This is a genomic window from Pseudomonas sp. LY-1, from assembly GCF_053502595.1.
Map to the genome: position 1 here is coordinate 4,192,423 of NZ_CP094353.1, position 18,176 is coordinate 4,210,598.

Here is an 18,176-nt window from a genome sequence, read left to right on the forward strand (position 1 = left end):
GCACAAGGAGCGCGCCATGAATGCATCGATGATCGGTACGGCCATGGCGCTGTTCCTGCTGATTCCCACGTGGGCGCTGGCCACACCGGACGCCGCCCGCCTCGAACACCTGCTGACCCAGGACTGTGGCGCCTGCCACGGCCTGTACCTCACCGGCGGCCTGGGCCCGCCCCTCACCCCGGCGGCCCTCGCCGGGCAAAGCCGCGACAGCCTGACCGCCACCATTACCTATGGCCGCCCTGCCCGCGCGATGCCCGGCTGGGCGCCGTTGCTCAGTTCCAGCGAGATCGCCTGGCTGGTCGAACGCCTCTTGCAAGGAAGCCCCGCACCATGATGCGCCCCACTCTTCTATCGCTGTGCCTGCTGCTCGGTGCCTGTGCCCAACCGCCGCTGCGCGGTACTGGCGACCTGGGCCTGGTGATCGAACGCGCCAGCGCCAGTGTGCAAATCATCGAGACCAGCGGGATGACGGAGCTGGGCCGGATCGACGGCTTGGGCGACCTGTCCCACGCCTCGGCGGTGTTTTCCCGCGACCAGCGCTACGCCTACATTTTCGGCCGCGATGGCGGCCTGAGCAAAGTCGATCTGCTGCGCCAACGCGTTGAAAAACGCATCATCCAGGGCGGCAACAGCATCGGCGGCGCCATCAGCCAGGATGGCCGCCTGATTGCCGTGTCCAACTACCAACCCGGCGGGGTCAAGGTGTTCGATGCGCAGACCCTGGCCCAGGTGGCCGACATTCCCGCCACGCCCCTGGCCGACGGCAAACGCTCGCGGGTGGTGGGCCTGGTGGATGCGCCCGGCCAGCGCTTCGTGTTCAGCCTGTTCGACACCGGCGAGATCTGGAGCGCCGACTTCAGCCAGGGCAACACCCCGCAGATCACCCGGTTCCGCGGCATCGGCGAGCAACCCTACGACGCGCTGATCACCGCCGATGGCCGTTACTACATGGCCGGGCTGTTCGGTGAGGACGGCATGGCCCAGCTCGACCTGTGGCATCCCGAGCACGGGGTCAAACGCGTGCTCGCGGATTACGGGCGCGGCCAGGCAAAACTGCCGGTGTACAAGATGCCCCACCTCGAAGGCTGGGCCGTGGCCGACAACCAAGCCTTCGTGCCCGCCGTCGGCCATCACCAGGTGCTGGTGATGGATGCGCGCAGCTGGCAGCAGACCGCCGCCATCGACGTCGCCGGCCAACCGATTTTCGTCACCGCACGCCCCGACGGGCGCCAGCTATGGGTCAATTTCGCCTACCCGGACAACGACCGCGTACAGGTGATCGACACCGAGACCCACAAAGTGGTGGCCGACCTGCGCCCCGGTCCCGGGGTGCTGCACATGGAGTTCACCGGGCGTGGCGAACAGCTGTGGCTGTCGGTGCGCGACGGTGAGCAGGTGCAGGTCTGGGACCCGTACCGCATGACCTTGCTCAAGACCTTGCCGGCCTTGAGTCCCAGTGGAATTTTCTTCAGCAGCCGCGCGCAAAAAATGGGGTATTGAGATGGACCTTGACCTGCTTAGCCGTCAATTGATCGAACGCTACCAGCACGGCATGCCGCTGTGCGCCGAACCTTATCGCGAAATGGCCCAGGTGCTGGGCTGCAGCGAGGCCCAGTTGATGACGTGCCTGCACCGCCTGGAACTGGCCGGTTCGCTGTCGCGGGTCGGCCCGGTGTTCGAACACACCCGCGCCGGCGCCAGCACCCTGGCTGCCCTGGCGGTGCCGGTCGAACGCCTGGAACAGGTGGCACGGCGCGTCAGCCAGTACCCGGAAGTCAACCACAACTATGCACGCGAGCATCAGTACAACCTGTGGTTCGTGTTGACCGGCCCACACCGTCAGCACCTGCGACAGATCCTCGACGAGCTGGAGCAAGACACCGGCCTCATTCCCCTGGATCTGCCGATGCTCACCGCCTATCGCATCGACCTCGGGTTCTCCCTGGGAGCGCATCCGTGATCATCCCGCTGAGCCAGGAGCAAATGCTCGACCTGCGCCAATGCCTGGAGCGCGGCTTGCCTCTTGTCTCGCGGCCCTACGACAACCTCGCCGAACAGATCGGCGCGCATCACGACCAGGTGTTGCAGCAGATGCAGCAATGGCAAGACCAGGGCCTGTTCCGCCGTGTCGGCCTGGTGCTCAATCACCGCGCCCTGGGCTTTGTCGCCAATGCCATGCTGGTACTGGACGTGCCCGATGCGCTGGTGGACGAAGTGGGCAACCGCCTGGGCCGCGCGCCCGGTGTCAACCTGTGTTACCAGCGCCCACGCCGCCTGCCGCAGTGGCGCTACAACCTGTTCTGCATGGTGCATGGCCGCGAACGCAAGGAGGTCACGGCGCATATCCAGCGGATGCTGGAACAGCAGCAACTGAGTGACCTGCCGCACCAGCTGCTGTTCAGCACCCACGCCTTCAAGCAATGCGGCGGGCGCTTTACGCCGCCGTCGTCGCAGGTATGGGCCCATGGATGATCTCGACCGGCGCCTGATCAATCGCCTGCAACATGGCCTGCCGCTGGTGCGCGAACCCTGGCGGCAGGTGGCGCAGGAACTGCACAGCGACCCGAGTGAAGTGCTCGACCGCCTGCACGACCTGCTCGAAGACGGGGTGCTGACGCGCTTCGGGCCGATGTTCGATGTCGAGCGCCTCGGCGGCGCCTTCACCCTGGCTGCGCTGGCCGTACCCGACGCGCGCTTTGACGCGGTCGCCGAACAACTCAACGCGCTGCCCCAGGTGGCCCACAACTATCGCCGCGAACACCGCTGGAACATGTGGTTCGTGCTGGCCTGCGGCACCGAGGCCGAACTGGCCGCCACGCTGTCCCGCATCGAGGCCCTGACGGGGTTGGCGGTGCTCAATCTGCCGAAGGAGCAAACCTACCATGTCGGTCTGTATTTCCCGGTCTGACCATCACCTGGCCCTGCGCCTGGTCGCCCTCACCCAGGGTGGCCTGCCGCTGCTGGACGATCCCTGGGCCTGGCTCGCCGAGCAGTTGGGCATCAGCGTCGAGTCGACCCTCGACTTGCTCAAGCACCTGCAGGCCGAAGGCGCGATCCGGCGTGTCGCCGCCGTGCCCAACCATTACCGCCTGGGCTATCGCCACAACGGCATGACCGTGTGGGACGTGGCCGACGTGCAGATGCCGCGCCTGGGCGAATTGATCGGTGCCCAGCCGTTTGTCAGCCATTGCTACCGCCGCCCGCGCCGTCCCGACTGGCCCTACAACCTGTTCGCCATGGTGCATGGGCGTAGCCGCGAGGAAATCGACAGCTACCGCGAGCACCTGCGGTTCCTGCTCGGCGATGCCTGCCGCGGCGACGAGATGCTGGTGAGCAGCCGCATCCTGAAAAAAACCGGCCTGCGCCTGACGCCGGCACCTTAGAAGGAGCGTCCTATGCTACGGATCAGTCAGTACCTGCGTACCCTGGCCGGAAAATGCCCGCCGCCCCGCACCTCGCCTCCCGGCAAGGAGCGGCCGCCGGTGGTGATCTGGAACCTGCTGCGGCGTTGCAACCTCACCTGCAAACACTGTTACGCCACCAGCGCCGACAGCGTGTTCCGCGATGAACTGGACACCCCGGCGGCGCTCCAGGTGATCGACGATTTGCACGCGGCCGGGGTGCGTGTGCTGATTCTATCGGGCGGCGAACCGCTGCTGCGCGCAGACCTGTTCCAGCTCAGCGCGTATGCCCGGGACAAAGGTTTTTTCGTCGCGCTGTCGAGCAACGGCACGCTGATCGACGAACACAATATCCAGCAGATCACCGACGCGCGCTTCGACTATGTGGGCATCAGCATTGACGGCCTGCAGGCGACCCACGATGCGTTTCGCCAGTTGCAGGGCAGCTTCCAGCGCTCGATGCACGCCATCCGCCTGTGCCGCGAAGCCGGCATTCGCGTGGGCCTGCGTACCACCCTGACCCAGGAAAACCATGGGCAGTTGCCGCAACTGCTGGCGCTGATGCGTGACTACGATGTGCAGAAGTTCTACCTGTCGCACCTCAACTACAGCGGGCGCGGCAAACGCAGCCGCCAGTTGGACGCGCACCGGCAGATGAGCCGCGATGCGATGACGCTGATTTTCCAGCAGGCCTGGCACGACATCGAAAACGGCGTCGACAGTGACTTCGTTAGCGGCAACAACGACGCCGACGCCGTGCTGTTGCTGCAGTGGGTCCACCAGCATCTGCCCGAGCATTACCCGCAGTTGGAACACCTGCTGCACGGCTGGGGCGGCAATGCGTCGGGCAGCGGCATCGCCAATATCGACAACACCGGCGAGGTACACCCCGACACGTACTGGTGGCAGCACTCGGTGGGCAATGTGCGCAACACCACGTTCCGCCAGCTCTGGCTGGACCGGCCCGACCCGTTGCTGCTGCGCCTGCGCGAACACCCGCGGACCATCGGCGGGCGGTGTGCCGAGTGTCGCTGGCTGCCGATCTGCAACGGCAACACACGCACCCGCGCCTGGGCCAACGGCGACCTTTGGGGCCCCGACCCGGGTTGCCACCTCAGCGACGCCGAGATCGCCCTGCAGCCTCGCAACCTGATCCCTTGCTCGACCACCCGGTGACACAACCGGGGGCAGCCTACCTGATGATGTATCAAGGACGTCTCATGCACACTCCGACCACCTTACCTGCCAGTTTGCACAGCCCCTTCCACCCCGGCGAAGTCGCCTTGGTGGGCGCCGGCCCCGGCGACCCGCGCCTGCTGACCCTGCGGGCCTGGAGCCTGCTGATGCAGGCCGATGCGGTGGTCTTCGACCGGTTGATCAGCGCCGAGATGTTGGCGCTGATCCCGCTGACCTGCGCGCGCCATTACGTGGGCAAGGCCAGCGGCTGTCACAGCCTGCCCCAGGATCAACTCAATGAACTGCTGGCCGAACTGGCCGACCAGGGGCAACGGGTGGTGCGCCTCAAGGGCGGCGACCCGTTTATCTTCGGCCGTGGCGCCGAAGAGCTGGAATACCTGCTGGCCCGAGGCGTGCCCTGCCAGGTGGTGCCGGGCATCACCGCCGCGTCCGGGTGCAGCGCCTATGCCGGCATCCCCCTGACCCACCGCGATCTGGTCAACTCCTGCCGCTTCGTCACCGGGCACCTGCAACGCGACGGCGCGTTGAAGCTGCCTTGGGCCAGCCTTGCCGAGCCGAGCCAGACGCTGGTGTTCTACATGGGCCTGTCGAACCTCGCGCTGATCGCCGAACACCTGGTGGCGGCGGGCCTGCCGGCGGACACACCGGCGGCGCTGATCAGCAACGGCGCGCGAGCCGACCAGCAGGTGGCCCGTGGCACCCTGCGCCAGTTGCCGACGATGGCCGCCGACTGCGAACCCGGTGTGCCGACCCTGACGGTGATCGGCCATGTGGTCAACCTGTTCGCCGGAGCCGCCCTGCACTTCCCCGCCAGCCTGTCGCCGGCCCGCGAAGCGGTGGCGGTATGAAACGCCTGCTACTGCTGCCCTTGCTCTGGGCCGCCGCCGCCCACGGCACGCCGGCCGAGGACTACCAGCGTCACTGCGCGAGCTGCCATGGCGTCAACCGCATCGGCGCCAGCGGCCCGGCGTTGCTGCCGGAAAGCCTGGGACGGATCAAGCCGGACGAAGTGCGCAAGGTCATCGAGCAAGGGCGCCCGGCCAGTCAAATGGCGGCGTTTGCGCCACAGTTGAGTGCTGCGCAGATCGACGGCCTGGCGAATTTCCTGCAGCAACCGCCCGCCACACCGGCGACCTGGAACGCGCAGGACATCCATAACAGCCATACCCTGCTGGCAGACCTGAGCCGCTTGCCGACTACGCCTCAGCATCATGCCGACCCGCTCAACCTGTTTGTGGTAGTGGAGTCCGGCGACCATCACATCGACATTCTCGACGGTGACACCTTTGCCGTGCTGGACCGCTTCCCGACCCATTTCGCGGTCCACGGCGGGCCGAAATTCTCCCCCGATGGGCGCTTTGTGTACTTCGCCTCGCGCGACGGCTGGATCAGCCTGTACGACCTGCACAACCTCAAGCTGATCGCCGAAACCCGCGTGGCGCTCAACACCCGCAACCTCGCGGTGAGCAAGGACGGACGCTGGGTGCTGGTGGGCAATTACCTGCCGGGCAATCTGGTGGTACTGGATGCCCGCGACCTGTCGCTGGTCAAGACCCTCGACACCGCGTCGCGGGTCAGCGCGGTGTACACCGCTCCGCCGCGCAACAGCTTTATCGTGGCACTCAAGGACGTGAATGAAGTCTGGGAACTGTCCTATGCCGCCGCCCGGCCCAGCTTCGAACCCCGGCGCATCCAGGCCCAGGACGTGCTCGATGACTTTTCGTTTTCCCCGGATTATCGCCAACTGGTCGCCACCTCACGCAAGGCCGGCGGCGGCCAGGTGATCGATCTGGACACCGGCCACGTGGTCACCGACATCCCCCTGTCCGGCATGCCGCACCTGGGCTCGGGGACGTATTGGCAGCACAATGGTGAGTGGGTGTTTGCCACGCCCAATATCAGCAAGGGGCAAATCTCGGTGATCGACCTCAAGACCTGGACGCTGATCAAGCAGATCCCCACCCTCGGCCCGGGCTTTTTCATGCGCAGCCATGCCAATTCCCGTTATGTGTGGAGCGATGTGTTTTTCGGGCCGGACAACGATGCGATTCACCTGATCGACAAACAGACCCTGGAAATCGCCCACACCCTACGCCCAATGCCGGGCAAGACCGCCGCCCACGTGGAATTCACCCGCGACGGTCGCTACCTGTTGCTGAGCATCTGGGCCAACGATGGCGCGCTGATCGTCTATGACAGCCAGACACTCAAGGAGATCAAGCGCATCCCGATGAACAAACCGTCGGGCAAGTACAACGTGGGCAACAAAATCGAATTTGCCGAAGGCACATCACACTGAACCTCGCGCTGGGGACCTGCCCGTCAGCGAGGAAACCCCGGCATGGGTTGAAATGAAAATCGACAGCTCCCCCAAGGAGACCGCGCTGCGGGCGGACATGACGATCTAGTGTGGGAGGTGTCGAGCCCCGGCGAGGCTGCGACGGGGCCGGTACTGCTGATATTTTTGCCGCCTGACCGTCCGCTATCGCAGCCTCGCTGAAGCTCGACAACTCCCACAAGGAGACCGCGCTGCGGGCGGACATGGCGATCTACTGTGGGAAGTGTCGAGCCCCGGCGAGGCTGCGACGGGGCCGGTACTGCTGACATTTTTGCTGCCTGACCGTCCGCTATCGCAGCCTCGCTGAAGCTCGACAGCTCCCACAAGGAGACCGCGCTGCGGGCGGACATGGCGATCTACTGTGGGAGGTGTCGAGCCCCGGCGAGGCTGCGACGAGGCCGGTACTGCTGACTTTTTTGCTGGCTGACAGCCCGCTATCGCAGCCTCGCTGAAGCTCGACAGCTCCCACAAGAAGACCGCGCTGCGGCCGGACATGGCGATCTCCTGTGAGAGATGTCGAGCCCCGGCGAGGCTGCGACGGGGCCGGTACTGCTGACAGTTTTGCTGCCTGACAGCCCGCTATCGCAGCCTCGCTGAAGCTCGACAGCTCCCACAAGGAGACCGCGCTGCGGGCGGACATGGCGATCTACTGTGGGAGGTGTCGAGCCCTGGCGAGGCTGCGACGGGGCCGGTACTGCTGACAGTTTTAGCGCCTGACCGTCCGCTATCGCAGCCTCGCTGAAGCTCGACAGCTCCTACAAAGGGACCGCGCTGCGGGCGGACATGGCGATCTAGTGTGGGAGGTGTCGAGCCCCAGCGAGGCTGCGACGGGGCCGGTACCGCTGACATTTTTGCCGCCTGACCGTCCGCTATCGCAGCCTCGCCGAAGCTCGACAGCTCCCACAAGGAGACCGCGCTGCGGCCGGACATGGCGATCTACTGTGGGAGGTGTCGAGCCCTGGCGAGGCTGCGACGGGGCCGGTACTGCTGACAGTTTTGCTGCCTGACCGTCCGCTATCGCAGCCTCGCTGAAGCTCGACAGCTCCCACAAGAAGACCGCGGTGCGGGCGGACATGGCGATCTAGTGTGGGAGGTGTCGAGCCCCGGCGAGGCTGCGACGGGGCCGGTACTGCTGACTTTCTGCTGCCTGACAGTCCGCTATCGCAGCCTCGCTGAAGCTCGACAACTCCCACAAGGAGACCGCGCTGCGGGCGGACATGGCGATCTAATGTGGGAGGTGTCGAGCCCCGGCGAGGCTGCGACGGGGCCGGTACTGCTGACAGTTTTGCTGCCTGACAGCCCGCTATCGCAGCCTCATGCTCGCTCCCACATGTTGATCGGTGTATGGCCTAACTCATCCAATTACCGCCATCGACGTTGTAGGTCTGGGCGACGACATAGTCGGAGTCCTTCGACGCGAGGAAGATCGCCATACCGGTGAGGTCTTCAGCGGTGCCCATGCGTCCGAACGGCACCTCGTCGCCTACCCGCTGCTTCTTCTCACCCGGCGCCAGGCCTTCGTGCTTGGCGAACAGTGCGTCCACCCCGTCCCAATGCTCGCCGTCGACCACGCCCGGGGCGATGGCGTTGACGTTGATGCCCTGCTTGATCAGGTTCAGCCCCGCCGATTGGGTGAGGCTGATCACCGCCGCCTTGCTCGCGCAGTACACCGCGACCAGCGGCTCGCCGCGCCGCCCCGCCTGGCTGGCCATGTTGATGATCTTGCCGCCGTGGCCCTGGCGGATCATCTGCCGGGCCGCGGCCTGCAGGGTGAACAGGGTGCCGGCGACGTTGATCGAGAACAGCCGCTCGACACTCTCGCGGGTGATGTCGACAATCGGCGCCAGATCGAACAGCGCCGCGTTGTTGATCAGAATATCCAGCTGGCCGGCATGGGCCACCACGGCGGCAATCGCGGCGTCGATCGAAGCCTGGTCGGTGACGTCCATTGCCACCGCGTAAGCCTGCGGACCCAGTTCGGCCGCTGTGACCTGGGCCCGCTGCAGGTCGATATCGGCGATGGCAACCGTGGCGCCTTCATGGATATAGGCCTGGGCAAAGGCGCGACCGATGCCTCGCGCCGATCCGGTGATCAGCGCGCTCTTACCTTCCAGTCGTTTCATGGGGTGCGTGTCCCTCGGGCATTGATGGGGGATAACCGGCGCGATTGATCTCGTGCTCGGCGGTGTCCACCGCTTGTTTTTATGGTCGAGGGCCGATTACAGCAGCTTGGCCGGGCCCTCACAAACCCGTGGCGAATGCCCGACCGATACTTTTTTAACCGCAGGCCCGGGATCAAAAAAGTATCAGTGTCGGGCGAAAGCTTCGGTAGCGCGGCTGTCACCAACACGCGTATTTTGGCGCAATTCCCCAAGTACAAGAGGCATCACCATGCCCATCAGCCGCGCCGAGTTGTTCGAACACCGCCCCGCGGAACTCGAAGTGATCCTGCCCGAGCCGGAACACTGTTTTCGCTGGTTCGAACATGACTACCCCTACGAACTGGCGCGCTGGAATCACCACCCGGAATTCGAGATCCACCTGATCCGCCAAGGCAGCGGCAAGTTGGTGGCGGGCGATTACATCGGCGCATTCAGTGCCGGGCATGTTGCGCTGATCGGCCCGGACCTGCCCCACGACTGGATCGGCGACCTGGCCCCCGGCGAACACCAGAGCGGCCGCGATGTGGTGCTGCAATTCGATGGCAGCGCCCTCCTCGCCCTGCGCAAGACCCTGCCGGAACTCGGCGACGTGCAGCCGTTGTTCGAACAGGCCCGGCGCGGCCTGGCATTCAGCGGCGAAACCGCCGTGCAAGCGGCCCGCCTGCTGGAAGACATCGGCAGCGCCCACGGCCTGCAACGCCTGATCCTGTTCCTGCAACTGCTCGACACCCTCAAGAACGCCCCGCCGCCGCAGGTGAAGGCCCTGGCCAGCCCGTGCTATGCGCCGACCCTGGACGCGCGCAGCGCCGAGCGCATCAACAAGGCGTTCGACTACCTGATGCGCGAATTGACCGGCGATGTGCGCCTGTCGGTAATCGCCCGGCAACTGGAGATGAGCGAAGCGGGCTTCTCACGCTTCTTCAAGCGCAACACCGGCCACGGTTTTATCGACCTGATGCGCAAGTTCCGCATACAGCGGGCGTGCCGGCTGTTGCTGCAAAGCGAGCTGTCCGTGGCGGCGATCTGCTTTGAAGTGGGCTACGCCAACCTGTCCAATTTCAACCGGCACTTTCGCATCGAGATGCACCAGACGCCCAGCGAGTATCGGCGCGAAACGGCCATGCACCTGTTCCAGCGCAGCGAAAAAATGACACCGCGTCAATACTGACCCCAAGAACCCGACATTGATCGGCAGCCAGGACATCAGTCTTCGGCCACAAGGATTGTTTCGAACGGAAGGGGTATATCGACGTGTCGAAGATTCTCGGCATCGGTAACCGTAATGAAAAAGGCGCATGGGATCATGGCTCGCCGCTGTTCATCGAGCACGAACCACGGACCTCCATCGACGATCCGGCGGCGTGCAGCCTGGCCATCGGCGCGGTCAAGGAATGGTACGCGGCCTTTGACTGGATCTACGACCACGGCAGCACAATGGCGCCAGCAATGAATACGCATGGGACGGCCACCGTGCGCAGCTGAAATACTTCGCGCCCATCCGGCAGTTGAACGACGGCGCCTCACTGACCTATATCGGCTTCACCAACTGCGATTTCGGCAAGGACCTGCGCAAGGAAAACCCGGCGCACACCGCTAACATGCTGGGGTTACTACGCCGGCGTAGGCTACCAATTCTGATCAAGGAGTTTTAGATGAGTCTGTTTACCCGTGTCTCGCTGGCCGTCGGCCTGGCGCTGCTGCCCCACCTGGTACTGGCGCAGGCGCCTGCGCCGATCAAGCCCAAGGTGATGCTGGTCACCATGTTCGCCCCCGAGGCGCAAACCTGGATCGATCGCCTGGCGCTCAAGCAGGAAGTCCGCGTGCCGGGCTTGTCCGCCGAATACCCGGTGATTCGTTGCAATACCGAAGACGTCTGCCTGCTGGTGACCGGCATGGGCCAGACCAACGCCGCCGCCTCCACCCTGGCGTTGGCGCTGTCACCCAAGTTCGACCTGCGCCAGAGCTACTTTCTGATCGCCGGGATCGCCGGCATCAGCCCCAAGCACGGCACCCTCGGCACCACCGCCTGGGCGCATTACCTGGTGGAGTTCGGCACCCAGTGGGAAATCGATTCGCGGGACGCGCCCAAAGACTGGCCGACCGGCTACATCGGTATCAACACCAAGGGTCCGAACGAAAAACCGCCGCTGGACTACAAGACCGAAGTGTTCGAGCTGAACCCGAAACTGCAGGCCAAGGCGTTTGCCCTGTCGCAGAAGGTTGAGCTGACGGAAAGCCCGAAATCCAGCGCCTGGCGCAAACACTACCCTGCGGCACCGGCCAACCAACCGCCGCAAGTCACCCGCTGCGACACCCTGGCGGGCAACACCTGGTTCTCCGGCACGCGCCTGAGCGAGCGCGCCGAAGTCTGGACGCGGTTGCTCACCGACAACCAAGGCGAATACTGCACCACCCAGCAGGAAGACAACTCCACCTATGAAGCCCTGCTGCGCGCCAGTCGCGAAGGGCTGGTGGATATCCAGCGCCTGGCGGTGGTACGCGCCGGGTCGGATTTCGACCGGCCTTATCCGGGCTACAGCGAGGTGGATAATCTGCTCAAATATGCGGACCAGGGCGGCTTCGTGCCGGCGCTGGAAAACCTGTACCGCACGGGCAACCCGTTGGTCCAGGCGATCCTGAAGCACTGGTCGGCGTGGGAAAAAGGCGTGCCCGACGCCTAGTCAAAAACCACCGGTGGGAGCGGGTTTGCTCCCACCTGTTCAAGCGCGTCAGGGCAGCAGGACGATCTTATCGGCACTGCCCACATTCACCTCCTCGAAGCATTTCACGCCCTCGGCCAACGCCACTTCGCGCAGGCCGCTCGGCAGCGGCAGCAACCCTTCGTCAAAGAAGTGCCCGAACTGCTCCAGCATCACCGCACATTGCTCGCAGTTGTAGAGCAACGAATTGATCCCCACCACCGAACCGCCCTTGCGATACAGGGCCAGGGCCGGCAGTTGCACATGACCGTCGACCGGCGCGGCGATGATCGCGATGCGCCCGAACGGCGCCAGCCCCGCCACGGCGGCGGGCAACCAGAACCCCGTGGTGTCGAAGATCACATCGGCGCCGCCCTTGAACACGGCATTGACCTGCGCGTCCAAATCCTCCGGCTGGCCCAGGGTAATCGCGGCGATACCTTGCGCCTGCAACACTTCGGCCTGCTCAGGGCGTCGCACCGCCGCCAGTACCTGCGCCCCAAGGATTTTCGCCAAGGCCAACGCCGCACTGCCGACGGCCCCGTTCGCACCGATGACCAGCACCCGCGTGCCCTCGCCGACCGCGCTGCGCTGCAGGGCGTCCCACGCGGTGGTGTACGGCACACCGAGGCTGGCGGCCTGGGCAAAACTCAGGTGGCTGGGTTTGTGCGCCACGCCCTTGGCCGACACAGTGAGGTACTGGGCGTGGGAACCGTCGGCGAAGAAACCGAGGTCACGCCCGGTGCCCCAGACCGCCTGCCCGACCCATTCCTGCGGGCCTTCGACCACCACGCCGGCGAAGTCGCGACCGGGAATGCGCGGCAGCGTGGTGTAGGGAAAGCGACCGAGCACATTCTTCACGTCGCTGGGGTTGAGACCGGCGGCCTTGATCTGTACCAGCACGTCCCCGGCGGCGGGCACCGGGGTGGCGACGTCGACGAAACGCAGGGTGGAGAGGTCGCCGGTGGCGGAAAATTGCAGCGCTTTCATGAGCGGCATCCATCAAAGGGGAAAGGACATTCAGGACAACCAACCACTGACCAATTGACGCCCCATCGGCCACAGTTTTTCGCCGAGCAACATGCCCATCAGGCCTACCAGCGCGATGGCCGGCGGCGCGGGCGAGCGGAAATCCAGCGCACCGTAGATCACGCCGACGAAGAGGCCAATGGCAAGGGAGATCAAGTAACTCATGGGGGCAGCGCCTGGTGGTTGGATGGCGCTCAGTGTAGGAAGCCGCCACCCACCTCATCGGCCAAGTGCTTCAGGATTTCGGCCAAACCTTCAACCGCGGTACTGCGACGGTGCCACGCCGAGTTCACGACGGAACATGTCGCTGAAACTGCTGGGCGAGTAACCCAGGGACCGCGCGATCGCGCTGACTGACTGGCCTTGGATCAACTCAGCCACCGCCGTGGCCAGTTGCACCTGGCGGCGCCATTCGGCGAAGCCCATGCCAAGGTGGTTCTGGAACAGCCGCGCCAAGGTCCGCACACTGGCACCGGCGGCCTCGGCGTGATGCTCGAAGGGAATCGCCAGGGATGGCGCCGCCATCACCGCCTGGCAGGCATTGACCAGGCGGCGGTCAGCCTCCGGCGGCATGGCGATGCGGATTGACGCGCGGCGTGCGCGCTGCAGCTCGAGCAGGGCCAGGCCGACCACCGCGTCGTAATAGCCGGCATCGCCACTGTCGCCCTGCTCCACCAGGGTGACGATCAACTCGCGCAGCAGCCCGCCGACTTCAATCACCTGCACCTGGCTGTCCAGCGTCGCGGCCAGCGCCGGGCGCAGGTAGATATTGCGCATCTGCAAATCCGAGACCACGCGTATCCCATGTTCCACGCCCGGCGGCAGCCAGACGGCGCGTTGGGGCGGCACCACCAGCGCTTCGCGTGGCGTCTCGACCCACATCACCCCGCTCATGGCATAGAGCAACTGGCCCCAGTCATGCCGATGGGGCTCTACGTACCAACCACGCGGGTAGGTCCGCGCCAGCGGTTGCACGGGCACGGCGTGATCACTGAGGTCGGGGGGCGTGGCCAGGGCCATGGGGAACACATCCGGCAAGGGTGAGCGGCCATGGTAATGACCAGCGCCCGACAAACCGAGCGAATTTTTACCGCGCTCAGCCTTTAGCCGACTTGGCGCATTCGCAGCCCGTCGGCGCCACACACGGCTCACCATGGGCATGGTGTTCGGCACAGCCCTGGCAGCAATAGCCCTTACCGTCTTTCATCACCGCCTCCACTCCCAGTACACATTTGCAGTGTGGGCAGGCACAGGTTGTATCTGGCATGGTCAGACTCCTTCGTCATGGTCGTCCCGGTGCGGCGGGCGCCGACACCTTTAGCAGTGACTGCGGACCGGCGCGGATGGTTCCTACCATCAGTCAGTCGGTGCGGGTGTTGCTGCGGTACCTGAACATCAGCGCTAGCGCCAGGCAGGCCATTGCCACGATCCGGCTGCCCGACAGTTCGATGGCCGGGTGGCCCAGCCAGCCGAAATGGTCGATCAGCACGCTCATGGGGAAAACGCCTCGCGGTTAAAGTAGGTCCATTCCGATTTTTCGGGCCACTATTCCTAAGCCCGGCACGCTGCGACAGACTTCGACGAAATCCTTGTTTGGAGCAATGCCATGGATGTCATGTACCGCAACCCGTCGCGCTCAAAACGGTTGGCGTCAACCAGCGGTCAGGCTGTCTTTGATAGCGCCAGCAGTTCTGGCTATATTTGGCCAAAATATGCGGAGAGCCCCATGATTACAGTGCCGTTGGGCGAAGCCAAAAACACGCTGTCAAAACTGGTTGATGAGGCGGCTGCCGGCAAAATCATCACCATCGCCAAACATGGGCGAGCGATGGCGCAGCTTGTCCCTGTTGGAAAATCCAAAGGCCGGCGAATTGGCGCCATGCAAGGCAAGCTGGTGATCCCGGATGACTTCGACGCGCCTTTGTCCGACGACCTCATCGCGGCGTTCCAGGGCACTCATTCATGAGAGTGCTGCTGGATACCCACATCCTGCTGTGGACGTTGAACGATGACCCCAAGCTCTCCAGCAAAGCCCGAAAGCTGATTGAACATGCCGCAGAGATCTACGTCAGTGCCGCCACATTCTGGGAACTGGCGATCAAGGTCGGCCTGGGGAAACTCACTGTCGATCTGGATGAAGTCCGTGAGTGCTGCCTGCAAAGCGGTTTCGTCGAACTCCCCATCACGTCAGAACACGCCATTGCGGTCAAGGATCTCAAGCCTCATCACAAAGACCCTTTCGATCGGCTCATCGCTGCAACCGCCCTGAGCGAACCGATGAAGCTATTGACGGCCGATCCGCAGGTTGCCCAATACACATCGCTGGCGGTCCTGGTGTAGATCGCCCCAGCACCGCGGGCCTTGGATCAAAACAACCACTGCCCGATCAACTACGCATTCGCGCCACTGATCAGCGCAAACAGAAACCACGCGAGCACGCGCGTCGGCAGGCGATTGACGAACGGGCCCATCAGGCGCGCGTCGCCGGTCATGCGGATCAGCGGATACAACGCAAACGGCAACTGCAGGCTGAGCACCACCTGGCTGAGAATCAGCAACTTGCCAATGGCCGCGTCGCCCATCAGCCACACCCCCACGAACGCCGGGATCAGCGCCAGCCCACGGGTGATCAGGCGTCGCTGCCAGCAAGGAATGCGCAGGTCGAGGTAGCCCTCCATGATCACTTGCCCGGCGATGGTGCCGGTGAACGTGGAACTCTGCCCGGAAGCCAGCAAGGCGATGCCGAACAGGATGCTGGCGAAGGCGCCGCCGACCAGAGGATCGAGCAAGTGGTAGGCGTCCTGGATCTCGACCACATCGGTATGCCCGGTTTTATGGAACGCAGCGGCGGCAAGCACCAGGATCGCGGCGTTGACCAGCAAGGCCAGGGCCAGGGAGCCGATGGTGTCGATACGCGCCAGCTTGACCGCGTCCTGCTTGCTGGCGAGGTCTTTGCCGATCAGCCGGGTTTGCACGATCGAGCTGTGCAGGTAGAGGTTATGCGGCATCACGGTGGCACCGAGGATACCAATCGCCAGGTACAACGGCGCGGCATCGCTGATGGCCGACAACGACGGCGCAAAGCCGCTGAACACGTCCGGCCAATAGGGTTTGATCAGCACCAGCTCGATGAAGAAACACACGCCAATGGTGGCGACCAGCGCCAACATGATCGCTTCCAGGCGGCGGAAACCACGGTTTTGCAGGGCCAGCACCAAGAGCGTGTCAAACGCGGTGATGACAATGCCGGTGGTCAACGAAACACCGAGCAGCAGGTGAAACGCCAGGGCGCAGCCGAGCACTTCGGCGAGGTCGGTGGCGATGATGGAAATTTCCGCCAGCACCCACTGGGTGCGGGCCGAGCGTTGGCTGTAGCGTTCGCGGCACAGTTGCGCCAGGTCCTTGCCGGTGGCGATGCCCAGGCGCGAGCACAGGCACTGCACCACCATGCCCGCCAGGCTGGCCAGCAGCACCACGAACAGCAGGTTGTAGCCGTAGCGCGAACCGGCCTCGATCGCCGTGGCCCAGTTGCCCGGGTCCATGTAGCCGATGGAAATCAGCAAGCCGGGGCCGGCAAACATCAGCATCCGTTTGAAAAACGACGCCTTGGGGTCGACGATGACAGAGCCAGCCACTTCCGGCGGACAAAACGGAGCGGTAGCGATTTTCGGCAGGCTGAATTTCACGCAGTATCCCAGGCAAACACTCTAGACAAGCCCGTAGCTTATCAGTCGGATGCAACCGTTCGCATCACCGTGTCCCGCGGCAGGTCAAACGCTTCGACCACTTGCACCACCAGGTCCATTTCCTGGTTCAACGCTTCGCGCTCCATGCGCTGGCGGATCACCCCGATCACCAGTACCGCCAAGGTCGTGATCGAATACGCCGGGCCGGAAAACGCACGCACCCCGCTCACCAGCAACATCGCCGCCGCCAGTGCCTGGCCCACCAGCGGAATCGCCGTGGCCGCGCCGCGCCGCAGGATGAACCCGGTCAGCCCCGCCAACGCCGTACCGCTCAACGCCGTGGCGGCCGAACGGCCGACATCGATGCGATGGAACAGGCCCTGCTCCTTTTGCGCCGCCGCCTGAAGCTCGGCGTCGAACGCCTGGCGGTCGGCGTGGCTGAGTTTGTCCTTGTATTGTTCGATGAGTTTTTCCGCGACCTGCGCTTCGATGTCCGCCAGCACGACGGTCTCCATCGGTTCATCGAACTTGATCCCCAGCCGCTGCGCCACATCCTCGGCGATCTGGCGATACCCCACGCCGTGCCCCCGGGCGAGGTTCATGAAGCTGTCGCCGCCCATGCGCTGCAACTCGATGGCCAACTTCAGCGGCTCGCGCACCGTGGCATCAATCGAGGCACTGCGCTTTTGCGCGATCAATTCGGCGAGAAATTTCAGCTCGTCCGGGCGCGCCCGCACCAGCACCGGGAACAGTTCGTCATCTTCTTCGGCAAAGCGCACCTCGCTACTGCGCTGGTCGGCGCGGATCATGCCGCGTCGCTCCTGCAGCAGGTCGGTGTACTGCACCACCGTCTGCAACTGCGGCCAATAGGCCGCGTGATCGAAGCTGGCCAGGTGAACGTTGGTCACCTTGGCCTTGAGCGCGGGTGTGATCGGGATGGCGTAGCGACCGATGCAACGCTCGGTATCCGGTTTCATCGCCAGGGCCCAATCCTTACTGGAGTGACAGTTGATCACCCGCCCCGAAAGCGCTGCGCACACTTCATCCCAAGGGCTCGACGTACAGATCGCCCCGCCCATCAACAGCAAATGGTTCAACGGCAGTTCGCGCGCAGTGTCGGGGTTGGCCAACACGCTCTTGACCAGGATGCGCGCGCCGAGGGAATGCCCGATCAGGTTGATGCGCCGCACCTGCAGCGACTCGCCGTGGAGGAATTCGGCCAATTCCGGCAACAGGCTGCGGGCCACTTCATCCACCCGCGCCTCGACACTTTTGTAATGGTCGAGAAAATACCCGATCGCCTTGCCCACCCCTACCGTCGCCGCTCCCAGGCCGCCGCCGCCGAGCATCGCGGTGATCACGTCCTTGAACGGTGCGAACAGGTTTTCCAGAAAATGCCCGGCCGGCCAGAACAGCATCAGGTTGGTCGAACCTTCGATACTTGCCAGTTGCGCCGTGAAGTTGCCCAGTTGCTGCCGGTTGAAGAACGCCGAGTAACCGTGAACATAGAGATTGAGCACGTCCCCCTGAGGCTCGCCGCACAGTACGAACGTGGGCTTGCGGGTACGGTGCATTTCATCCCACTGGTGCTGCATGGGCCGATGACTCCTGGTGACGAAGGACGCCGATAGTAACAAAGGGCGGGCCACAGGAAGGTGAATCCT

The 18,176-nt window shown here is 64.3% G+C and carries 20 protein-coding genes and 2 pseudogenes; 14 read left to right on the forward strand and 8 right to left on the reverse strand.

Features of this window, described 5'->3' with window-relative positions; all coding sequences use genetic code 11:
* Positions 1-16 precede the first annotated feature (16 nt).
* The 9 genes from MOQ67_RS19025 to MOQ67_RS19065 are packed head-to-tail and all read left to right on the forward strand — an operon-like array spanning position 17 to position 6,897.
* Complete coding sequence (locus MOQ67_RS19025; protein ID WP_017849352.1) at positions 17-334, forward strand: c-type cytochrome; 318 nt, start codon at positions 17-19, stop codon at positions 332-334.
* Positions 331-1,500: a cytochrome D1 domain-containing protein gene (locus tag MOQ67_RS19030; protein WP_017849353.1), complete on the forward strand. Its 1,170-nt coding sequence runs from the start codon at positions 331-333 to the stop codon at positions 1,498-1,500. Before MOQ67_RS19025 ends, MOQ67_RS19030 begins: the two co-directional genes overlap by 4 nt.
* Before the next feature lies 1 nt (position 1,501).
* Entirely contained in the window at positions 1,502-1,960 is a 459-nt protein-coding gene (locus tag MOQ67_RS19035) for an Lrp/AsnC family transcriptional regulator (protein WP_017849354.1), read from the forward strand.
* Between the two features lie 23 nt (positions 1,961-1,983).
* Entirely contained in the window at positions 1,984-2,472 is a 489-nt protein-coding gene (gene ahbB / locus MOQ67_RS19040) for a siroheme decarboxylase subunit beta (RefSeq protein ID WP_032804989.1), read from the forward strand.
* Positions 2,465-2,908 carry an Lrp/AsnC family transcriptional regulator gene (locus MOQ67_RS19045; RefSeq protein ID WP_017849356.1) on the forward strand — a complete coding sequence of 148 codons (444 nt, stop codon included), beginning with the start codon at positions 2,465-2,467 and terminating at the stop codon, positions 2,906-2,908. Before ahbB (MOQ67_RS19040) ends, MOQ67_RS19045 begins: the two co-directional genes overlap by 8 nt.
* Positions 2,883-3,383 (forward strand): siroheme decarboxylase subunit beta, encoded by a 501-nt coding sequence (gene ahbB / locus MOQ67_RS19050; RefSeq protein WP_017849357.1) that lies wholly within the window; start codon positions 2,883-2,885, stop codon positions 3,381-3,383. Before MOQ67_RS19045 ends, ahbB (MOQ67_RS19050) begins: the two co-directional genes overlap by 26 nt.
* A 12-nt stretch (positions 3,384-3,395) precedes the next feature.
* Complete coding sequence (gene nirJ, locus MOQ67_RS19055; protein ID WP_017849358.1) at positions 3,396-4,577, forward strand: heme d1 biosynthesis radical SAM protein NirJ; 1,182 nt, start codon at positions 3,396-3,398, stop codon at positions 4,575-4,577.
* Positions 4,578-4,621: 44 nt separating this feature from the next.
* The gene (gene cobA, locus MOQ67_RS19060; RefSeq protein ID WP_017849359.1) at positions 4,622-5,446 is read left to right on the forward strand and encodes a uroporphyrinogen-III C-methyltransferase; all 825 of its coding nucleotides are present in this window, start codon (positions 4,622-4,624) and stop codon (positions 5,444-5,446) included.
* Entirely contained in the window at positions 5,443-6,897 is a 1,455-nt protein-coding gene (locus MOQ67_RS19065) for a nitrite reductase (RefSeq protein ID WP_198717438.1), read from the forward strand. Before cobA ends, MOQ67_RS19065 begins: the two co-directional genes overlap by 4 nt.
* Before the next feature lie 1,388 nt (positions 6,898-8,285).
* On the opposite strand, the gene MOQ67_RS19070 is transcribed toward MOQ67_RS19065, so the two are convergent.
* The gene (locus MOQ67_RS19070) at positions 8,286-9,059 is read right to left on the reverse strand and encodes an L-iditol 2-dehydrogenase (RefSeq protein ID WP_104902996.1); all 774 of its coding nucleotides are present in this window, start codon (positions 9,057-9,059) and stop codon (positions 8,286-8,288) included.
* 268 nt (positions 9,060-9,327) lie between these two features.
* Between MOQ67_RS19070 and MOQ67_RS19075 the strand changes: the two genes are divergently transcribed.
* From MOQ67_RS19075 to MOQ67_RS19085, 3 genes and pseudogenes are all read left to right on the forward strand, one after another.
* A complete protein-coding gene (locus tag MOQ67_RS19075) occupies positions 9,328-10,266 on the forward strand; it encodes an AraC family transcriptional regulator (protein WP_046489208.1) in 939 nt (312 codons plus the stop codon).
* Positions 10,267-10,307: 41 nt separating this feature from the next.
* A pseudogene (locus tag MOQ67_RS19080) lies at positions 10,308-10,696 on the forward strand (outer membrane protein OmpK); the annotation flags it as partial.
* Positions 10,697-10,750: 54 nt separating this feature from the next.
* The gene (locus tag MOQ67_RS19085) at positions 10,751-11,779 is read left to right on the forward strand and encodes a purine-nucleoside phosphorylase (protein WP_104902995.1); all 1,029 of its coding nucleotides are present in this window, start codon (positions 10,751-10,753) and stop codon (positions 11,777-11,779) included.
* Positions 11,780-11,827: 48 nt separating this feature from the next.
* On the opposite strand, the gene MOQ67_RS19090 is transcribed toward MOQ67_RS19085, so the two are convergent.
* The 5 genes and pseudogenes from MOQ67_RS19090 to MOQ67_RS19110 form a co-directional block, all read right to left on the reverse strand.
* A complete protein-coding gene (locus MOQ67_RS19090; RefSeq protein ID WP_102618441.1) occupies positions 11,828-12,787 on the reverse strand; it encodes a quinone oxidoreductase family protein in 960 nt (319 codons plus the stop codon).
* Between the two features lie 30 nt (positions 12,788-12,817).
* Positions 12,818-12,991 carry a DUF1427 family protein gene (locus MOQ67_RS19095; protein WP_017849167.1) on the reverse strand — a complete coding sequence of 58 codons (174 nt, stop codon included), beginning with the start codon at positions 12,989-12,991 and terminating at the stop codon, positions 12,818-12,820.
* Between the two features lie 90 nt (positions 12,992-13,081).
* On the reverse strand, positions 13,082-13,846 hold the full coding sequence (locus tag MOQ67_RS19100) for an AraC family transcriptional regulator (protein ID WP_104902994.1): 765 nt from the start codon (positions 13,844-13,846) through the stop codon (positions 13,082-13,084).
* Positions 13,847-13,922: 76 nt separating this feature from the next.
* Positions 13,923-14,093 carry a metallothionein gene (locus MOQ67_RS19105; RefSeq protein WP_079444133.1) on the reverse strand — a complete coding sequence of 57 codons (171 nt, stop codon included), beginning with the start codon at positions 14,091-14,093 and terminating at the stop codon, positions 13,923-13,925.
* A 93-nt stretch (positions 14,094-14,186) separates the two neighbouring features.
* Positions 14,187-14,321 (reverse strand): annotated as a pseudogene (locus tag MOQ67_RS19110) (DMT family transporter); the annotation flags it as partial.
* 111 nt (positions 14,322-14,432) lie between these two features.
* On the opposite strand from MOQ67_RS19110, the gene MOQ67_RS19115 reads away from it, so the two are divergent.
* Both MOQ67_RS19115 and MOQ67_RS19120 read left to right on the forward strand, forming a co-directional pair.
* Positions 14,433-14,792: a type II toxin-antitoxin system Phd/YefM family antitoxin gene (locus MOQ67_RS19115; RefSeq protein ID WP_232925629.1), complete on the forward strand. Its 360-nt coding sequence runs from the start codon at positions 14,433-14,435 to the stop codon at positions 14,790-14,792.
* The gene (locus MOQ67_RS19120) at positions 14,789-15,166 is read left to right on the forward strand and encodes a type II toxin-antitoxin system VapC family toxin (protein WP_026140307.1); all 378 of its coding nucleotides are present in this window, start codon (positions 14,789-14,791) and stop codon (positions 15,164-15,166) included. The genes MOQ67_RS19115 and MOQ67_RS19120 overlap by 4 nt, the downstream gene beginning before the upstream one ends.
* Positions 15,167-15,216: 50 nt before the next feature.
* Here the strand turns inward: MOQ67_RS19120 and MOQ67_RS19125 are convergent, their stop codons facing one another.
* Positions 15,217-16,512, reverse strand: coding sequence for an Nramp family divalent metal transporter (locus MOQ67_RS19125; protein WP_448675541.1), 1,296 nt, complete (start codon positions 16,510-16,512; stop codon positions 15,217-15,219).
* A 41-nt stretch (positions 16,513-16,553) separates the two neighbouring features.
* The gene (locus tag MOQ67_RS19130) at positions 16,554-18,107 is read right to left on the reverse strand and encodes a DUF726 domain-containing protein (RefSeq protein ID WP_017849161.1); all 1,554 of its coding nucleotides are present in this window, start codon (positions 18,105-18,107) and stop codon (positions 16,554-16,556) included.
* Positions 18,108-18,176 lie beyond the last annotated feature (69 nt).

Coding starts and splice junctions, on each gene's coding strand:
- MOQ67_RS19025 (WP_017849352.1), top strand. CDS start 17: ATGAATGCATCGATGATCGGTACGGCCATGGCGCTGTTCCTGCTGATT.
- MOQ67_RS19030 (WP_017849353.1), top strand. CDS start 331: ATGATGCGCCCCACTCTTCTATCGCTGTGCCTGCTGCTCGGTGCCTGT.
- MOQ67_RS19035 (WP_017849354.1), top strand. CDS start 1,502: ATGGACCTTGACCTGCTTAGCCGTCAATTGATCGAACGCTACCAGCAC.
- ahbB (WP_032804989.1), top strand. CDS start 1,984: ATGCTCGACCTGCGCCAATGCCTGGAGCGCGGCTTGCCTCTTGTCTCG.
- MOQ67_RS19045 (WP_017849356.1), top strand. CDS start 2,465: ATGGATGATCTCGACCGGCGCCTGATCAATCGCCTGCAACATGGCCTG.
- ahbB (WP_017849357.1), top strand. CDS start 2,883: ATGTCGGTCTGTATTTCCCGGTCTGACCATCACCTGGCCCTGCGCCTG.
- nirJ (WP_017849358.1), top strand. CDS start 3,396: ATGCTACGGATCAGTCAGTACCTGCGTACCCTGGCCGGAAAATGCCCG.
- cobA (WP_017849359.1), top strand. CDS start 4,622: ATGCACACTCCGACCACCTTACCTGCCAGTTTGCACAGCCCCTTCCAC.
- MOQ67_RS19065 (WP_198717438.1), top strand. CDS start 5,443: ATGAAACGCCTGCTACTGCTGCCCTTGCTCTGGGCCGCCGCCGCCCAC.
- MOQ67_RS19070 (WP_104902996.1), bottom strand. CDS start 9,059: ATGAAACGACTGGAAGGTAAGAGCGCGCTGATCACCGGATCGGCGCGA.
- MOQ67_RS19075 (WP_046489208.1), top strand. CDS start 9,328: ATGCCCATCAGCCGCGCCGAGTTGTTCGAACACCGCCCCGCGGAACTC.
- MOQ67_RS19085 (WP_104902995.1), top strand. CDS start 10,751: ATGAGTCTGTTTACCCGTGTCTCGCTGGCCGTCGGCCTGGCGCTGCTG.
- MOQ67_RS19090 (WP_102618441.1), bottom strand. CDS start 12,787: ATGAAAGCGCTGCAATTTTCCGCCACCGGCGACCTCTCCACCCTGCGT.
- MOQ67_RS19095 (WP_017849167.1), bottom strand. CDS start 12,991: ATGAGTTACTTGATCTCCCTTGCCATTGGCCTCTTCGTCGGCGTGATC.
- MOQ67_RS19100 (WP_104902994.1), bottom strand. CDS start 13,846: ATGGCCCTGGCCACGCCCCCCGACCTCAGTGATCACGCCGTGCCCGTG.
- MOQ67_RS19105 (WP_079444133.1), bottom strand. CDS start 14,093: ATGCCAGATACAACCTGTGCCTGCCCACACTGCAAATGTGTACTGGGA.
- MOQ67_RS19115 (WP_232925629.1), top strand. CDS start 14,433: ATGGATGTCATGTACCGCAACCCGTCGCGCTCAAAACGGTTGGCGTCA.
- MOQ67_RS19120 (WP_026140307.1), top strand. CDS start 14,789: ATGAGAGTGCTGCTGGATACCCACATCCTGCTGTGGACGTTGAACGAT.
- MOQ67_RS19130 (WP_017849161.1), bottom strand. CDS start 18,107: ATGCAGCACCAGTGGGATGAAATGCACCGTACCCGCAAGCCCACGTTC.